This window comes from Mycobacterium sp. UM_WGJ, assembly GCF_000455125.1.
Lineage (GTDB): Bacteria > Actinomycetota > Actinomycetes > Mycobacteriales > Mycobacteriaceae > Mycobacterium.
Window position 1 is genome coordinate 1 of sequence record NZ_AUWR01000090.1, and the last position, 5865, is coordinate 5865.

At 67.9% G+C, this 5865-nt stretch carries 4 protein-coding genes and 1 pseudogene; 3 read left to right on the plus strand and 2 right to left on the minus strand.

The genetic code is table 11. The features are described 5' to 3' along the window. Nucleotides 1-73: 73 nt before the first annotated feature. The gene (locus tag N416_RS0120325; protein ID WP_024443931.1) at nucleotides 74-904 is read left to right on the plus strand and encodes an RDD family protein; all 831 of its coding nucleotides are present in this window, start codon (nucleotides 74-76) and stop codon (nucleotides 902-904) included. 160 nt (nucleotides 905-1064) lie between these two features. Further along, complete coding sequence (locus N416_RS0120330) at nucleotides 1065-1838, plus strand: PadR family transcriptional regulator (RefSeq protein WP_024443932.1); 774 nt, start codon at nucleotides 1065-1067, stop codon at nucleotides 1836-1838. A 9-nt stretch (nucleotides 1839-1847) separates the two neighbouring features. Here the strand turns inward: N416_RS0120330 and N416_RS0120335 are convergent, their stop codons facing one another. Beyond that, nucleotides 1848-2576, minus strand: a complete 729-nt coding sequence (locus N416_RS0120335; RefSeq protein WP_024443933.1) for an HNH endonuclease family protein — start codon at nucleotides 2574-2576, stop codon at nucleotides 1848-1850. Nucleotides 2577-2578: 2 nt separating this feature from the next. Beyond that, complete coding sequence (gene glpK / locus N416_RS0120340; protein WP_024443934.1) at nucleotides 2579-4096, minus strand: glycerol kinase GlpK; 1518 nt, start codon at nucleotides 4094-4096, stop codon at nucleotides 2579-2581. Nucleotides 4097-4392: 296 nt separating this feature from the next. On the opposite strand from glpK, the pseudogene N416_RS0120345 reads away from it, so the two are divergent. Further along, nucleotides 4393-5865, plus strand: a pseudogene (locus N416_RS0120345) (hypothetical protein); the annotation flags it as partial.

Consider the following 5865-nt stretch of genomic DNA (forward strand, 5'->3'; position numbering starts at 1 on the left):
GCGATGCAGGTCCACGCCCCGGCACGGCCGCGAGCGTCTCGATGAGACCGGTTCGGCGAGTAGCGTCTGAGCTATGGCGAACCGCGGCCCCGAGCTGGTGACCGGCGACGCCGTCGTCCTCGACATCGCGATCGCGCAGCTGCCGGTGCGCGCGGTCAGCGCACTGATCGACATCACCGTGGTGATCGTGGGGTACCTGTGCGCGATCGTGCTGTGGGCCACCACCCTCGGCCGGTTCGACGACGCCTTGACCACGGCCATCATGATCATCTTCGCCGTACTGCTCCTGGTCGGCTACCCGGTCACCATGGAGACCGTCACCCGGGGCCGGTCGCTGGGCAAGATGGCGATGGGACTGCGGGTGGTTTCCGATGACGGCGGCCCGGAACGCTTCCGGCAGGCACTCTTTCGGGCGCTGGCGTCAGTTGTCGAGATCTGGGGACTGACCGGCAGCCCGGCGGTGATCTGCAGTCTGCTGTCACCGCGCGGAAAACGCCTGGGCGACATCTTCGCCGGCACCGTGGTGATCAGCGAACGTGCGCCGGCTGCGACGCCGCCGCCCATGATGCCGCCGGGGCTGGCCTGGTGGGCCTCGACGTTGCAATTGTCGGGCCTGCGGGCCGAATCTGCCGAACTGGCAAGGCAATTCCTGGGCCGGGCCGCGCAGCTCGACCCGCACACTCGGCAGATGATGGCCTACCGGATCTCCGGTGATGTACTCGCCCACATCTCGCCACCACCGCCCCCGGATGCCCCGCCCGAACTGGTGCTGGCAGCGGTGTTGGCCGAACGGCATCAGCGTGAGCTGGCGCGGTTTCAGGTCGTGCCGCCCGGTCCCTATTTCCCGCCACCTCCGATGCCGTGGCCGCCACCGAATGCGGGCGGGTTCTTCCCCCCGAGCTAGTACGCCGAGCTTGTGTTCCCTGCGACGCAATCGGCTGGCCTTGCCTGCCCCACCCTGCCCTGGCACGTCCGACGTTGCCGTTGCATCCCGATAGTTCCCGATATATCGTTTATGTATCGGGAGTGAATGGCGCTCCCCTTTTCCACGCAACGAGGTACGCATGAACACTCCTTTCGGTCCGCCCGGCGGACCATGCCCAGAAGATGCCGAACAGCACGTCGGATTCGGTTTCGGTCCCGCGACGCCGCATCAGCGCCGCGCCGCACATATCGCGCGCCGGCAGGCTCGGCGCGAGTTTCGCAGGCAGTTGCGCGACCACGCCGCCGAGCACTGCGCGCCGTTAGGCTTCGGTCCCGGCCAGCACGCCGCCGGATTCGGCCCGGATTTCCGGCACGGGTTCGGTCCGGGGTTCGGCCCCGGTTTCGGGCCCGGCGGCCCCGGCTTCGGTTTCGGCTTCGGCCCGGGCGGCCACCGTGGACACCGGCGCGGCAATCGCGGCCGGCGCGGCGACGTGCGACTGGCCATCCTGGCCCTGCTGGCCGAGGGCCCGATGCACGGCTACGAGATCATTCAACAGATCGGCGAGCGCAGTCAGCAGCTGTGGCGCCCCAGTCCCGGATCGGTCTATCCGACCTTGCAGATGTTGGTCGATGAGGGATTGATCGCCGGCACCGAAACCGACGGCAAGAAGCGCCTTTTCGAACTGACCGACGAAGGCCGCGGGGTCGCCGAGACGATCGAGACCCCTCCGTGGGAGCAGATCGCCGACGGCGCCGACCCGGGGCAGATCAACCTGCGCGCCGCGACCGGCCAACTGTTCGGTGCCGTCGCGCAGGCCGGCCAGGCGGCCACGCCCGAGCAGCAGCAGCGCATCGTCGACATCATCAACAGCGCCCGCAAGGAGATCTACGGCATCCTCGGTGAGACCGACTGAGTTTCACGGTCAACAGTGCCGCAGGACCCGATACATGGCGGACTTCTCGTTGGGTGAAACCCACAGTCCGTAAGCGGTTTTGACGGTGATCTGACGGGCCACGAATTCGCATTCGAACGCGGCGTTCGCCGGCAGCCAGCCGGCGGCGTCGCGGAATGCTTTGTCAAAGTTGGCCTGGGCACTGACCGCTAGCAGGTTGCGCGGGTCGTTGGCGAAATTCCGACGGCGGCTGTCGTCCCAGGTCCGCGCTCCCTTGTACCAGGCGTCGGCCAACGACACCAGATGGTCGACCTGCACGGCATCGGATGTCTCCGGGCCGCGCTGGAATGCGATGGTCTGCCCGGAGTACGGGTCATGCAGGACGCCGCGCTGTACCAGGCAGGTGCCCCGTCTGAGTTCGATCTGGGTCAGGTCGCGGCGCAGGATGTCGTCGCGGGTATTGCAGCCGTTGTGGCCGAATTCGACGTCGACGTCGTCGCTCCACCGCTCGCCGAACCGGTAACGCTTGAAGTCCTTCTCACGATCCCAGCCCTTGACCGGCAACGCCTCGAGCAGTCGGCGGGCCTCGCCATAGGCTGGGTCCGGTGGCGCCACGCTCGGCGGTGGCGGAGTCCATGTCGGCGAGGGTCCCGACGTTTGCGAAGACCGCCCGGCCTGCTGCCACCACGCCCAGCCGACAGCGGCCACCACGACCAGCGCAACCAGCGCGCCGGGCAGCACCCGCCTGCGTGCGGCCATTCTCAGGGCAACTCGACCCAGTCCAGCGTGCGCTGCACGGCCTTTCGCCACCCGGCATAGCCTTCAGCACGCTGCTCGTCCGACCAGTTCGGGGTCCAACGCCGGTCTTCGCGCCAGTTGGCGCGAAGATCGTCGGGCCCCTTCCAGAACCCGACGCCAAGACCGGCCGCGTACGCCGCGCCCAGCGCGGTGGTTTCGGGAACCACCGGCTTGACCACGTCGACCCCGAGCACGTCGGCCTGAATCTGCATACACAGATCATTGGCGGTGATGCCACCGTCGACCTTCAAAACACCAAGGTGCACACCCGAATCGGCTTCCATCGCCTCGGCCACATCCCGGCTCTGGTAGCAGATGGCCTCCAGGGTGGCCCGGGCCAGATGCGCGTTGGTGTTGAAGCGGGACAACCCGACGATGGCGCCGCGCGCGTCCGAACGCCAGTACGGCGCGAACAAGCCGGAAAACGCCGGCACGAAGTACATCCCGCCGTTGTCGGAGACCTGACGGGCGAGGCTCTCGACCTGCGTGGCACCGCTGATGATGCCCAGCTGATCACGCAACCACTGCACCGCGGAGCCGGTGACTGCGATCGAGCCCTCCAGCGCATAAACGGGCTTGGCGTCGCCGAACTGATAGCAGACCGTGGTCAACAATCCGTTATCGGAGCGGACGATCTGCTCACCGGTGTTGAGCAGCAAGAAGTTTCCGGTGCCGTAGGTGTTCTTCGCCTCACCTGCCGACAAGCAGACCTGGCCGACCATGGCGCTCTGCTGGTCACCCAGGATGCCCGCGATCGGCACCTCGCCGCGCAACGGCCCGGTGCTCGCGGTGACCGCATGCCGGCGCCGCGTCGACGATGCCGTGATGAGTGGCAGCATGGCCCTCGGGATCGAGAACAACGCCAACAGTTCGTCGTCCCAGTCCAGGGTCTCGAGGTTCATCAACATGGTGCGGCTGGCGTTGGTGACGTCGGTCAGATGCACACCGCCGCGCGGCCCCCCGGTCAGGTTCCACAGCACCCAGCTGTCGCAGGTGCCGAACAGCGCGTCGCCACGTTCGGCATCGGCCCGCACCCCCTCGACGTTGTCCAGAATCCACTGCAGTTTTCCGCCGGAGAAATAGGTGGCCGGCGGCAAGCCCGCCTTGCGCCGGATGACCTCGCCGTGGCCGTCGCGCTCCAGGGCGGCGGCGATGACGTCGGTTCGGGTGTCTTGCCAGACGATCGCGTTGTGGTAGGGCTGGCCGGTCTTGCGGTTCCACACCACCGTCGTTTCACGCTGGTTGGCGATGCCGAGCGCCGCCAGGTCCGACGCGTGGAGCTTGGTGGTGTTCAGCGCCGAGACCAGCACCGCCGCGGTGTGGTTCCACAGTTCGAACGGATCGTGTTCCACCCAGCCGGCGCGCGGCAGAATCTGTTCGTGTTCGAGTTGATGGCGGCCCACCACCGCACCGCCATGGTCGAAGATGATGCAGCGAGTGCTGGTGGTGCCCTGGTCGATCGACGCGACGAAATCGGCCAAGTCTGACTCCTGTCCATACCGGTGCCGGTCGGTGCCGGGTCCATCATGGCCCACCTGGTCCGATCGGGTGGCGCTACACGACGGGAACGCGAAGCCCGGGATGGGTTAGTCCACAAAATTAGACATTATTTACCAACCCATCAGACGCTATTCATTCACTCAGACGCATATTTGGATGTATTGCGAGTAGATCTCGTGATGGTGAACAAACGGTGTCGGAACGCCGCCGATGTCTGTGCCCCCCAGAGGCCGCCGTGGCCGACCACGGTGCAGGTCAGAACTGAATCGGAGAAGACATGGACGTCGTCCTCGGTGTGGCACTTGCGTCCAGCGCACCCACCACCATCCACACCGTGCTGGTCTGCGGAGAACGCGCGGACGGCGTCACGTTGGAAGAGCTCAGCATTGACGTGCCTTCCGACGACTCCGTCGAATTCGCCGCCGTCGACGCAGTGATCGCGGCGATCCTTCAGGCGCGTGACGCCGCGGACTCGGCCGGTCTTCACCTGGTAGCGACCGGCGTGACCGTCACGGATCCGCTCGACGCGGCCGCATTGAGTTCGCGGCTTTCCGGCGGCGCGCTGGACGGCTTGGAAAACGTAGCTCTGGTCTCTCCGGTGCTTGCGGCGGCAAGCCTGACCCGCAACCTGGGACAGACGGTCGGCTGCGACCAGATGGGGCTGCTGGCCGTCGAGCCGTCCACGGCGACACTGGCCATGGTCGACTGCACCGACGGCACCGTCACCAGGATCTTTCAGCAGCCCCTCGATGCCGGCGACGCCACCGCCGCGGTCGACACGGTCGCCGATCGGCTCAACGCCGCCCACACATCTCCGGACGGTCTGTTTCTGATCTGCGCCGAGGGCGATTCGACCGCGTTGCGGCCGCGACTGGAGGCGACGGTCGACCGCGAGGTGTGTGAACCCGCGGAGCCGCGTGCCGCCCTGGCCCGCGGTGCGGCACTGGCTTCTGCCCGCCTGGTCGGTGTCGAGGCGGACTCGGCTCCGCTGGCCTACACGCAAGAACCCAGCTTCGACGCTGCCGGGCCCTGCTACTACGACATCCCCGGCTTTGACGCCGACGATCTGGCCTACAGCGCAGTGCCCGACGACGAGGCCGAAGCGGCCACCGAAATCTTCGTCCCGGCGGGCCAGCCGGCCCGGCGCCCGCTGCTGGTGGCCGGAGCGGCGCTGGCGTCAGCCGCGTTCGCTGCGGCGTCGGCGCTGATGGTGGCCATGACGCTGGACATCACTCCCAACCTGGTCGCGCTGCGGCCGGATCTGGGGCGGGCACTGACCATTCCGCATCGGGCCCCGAACCTTCAGGTGCCCGCCGCCGAGCCGTTCGGGGGACAACCGCCGGTGCTGGGACAGGCGCCGGCGGACTCGATACCGCTGCCGCCGTTGCACCTTCCATCGCCGCCCGATCTGCCGGCGGCGGTGCCGCTGGATGCCCCTGCGCCCGGTCTGCCGGCGCCGCTGCCGGTGGCGGCCGGGGCAGCCAGCGGGCCGATTTTTGTGCCCGCCCCGGTCTTCGGTCCGCCGTTGCCCCCGCTTCCTCCGGCGGCGCCGGCGCCCTTCATGTTGGCGCCGCTTCCGCGGCCGGCCCCCCACCGGCCCGTCCTGGCTGGGCTGGCCGACCTGTCACTCCTGTGGGGATTGCCCGCGAAGAAACCGGCGGCTCCTACCCCGCCGGTGGTCAAGCCCCAACCGCCCGAGGTCAAACCCGAACCCCCGGTGGTCAATCCGATGCCGCCGATCGTGCTCCCC

Coding starts and splice junctions, on each gene's coding strand:
- N416_RS0120325 (WP_024443931.1), top strand. CDS start 74: ATGGCGAACCGCGGCCCCGAGCTGGTGACCGGCGACGCCGTCGTCCTC.
- N416_RS0120335 (WP_024443933.1), bottom strand. CDS start 2,576: ATGGCCGCACGCAGGCGGGTGCTGCCCGGCGCGCTGGTTGCGCTGGTC.
- N416_RS0120330 (WP_024443932.1), top strand. CDS start 1,065: ATGAACACTCCTTTCGGTCCGCCCGGCGGACCATGCCCAGAAGATGCC.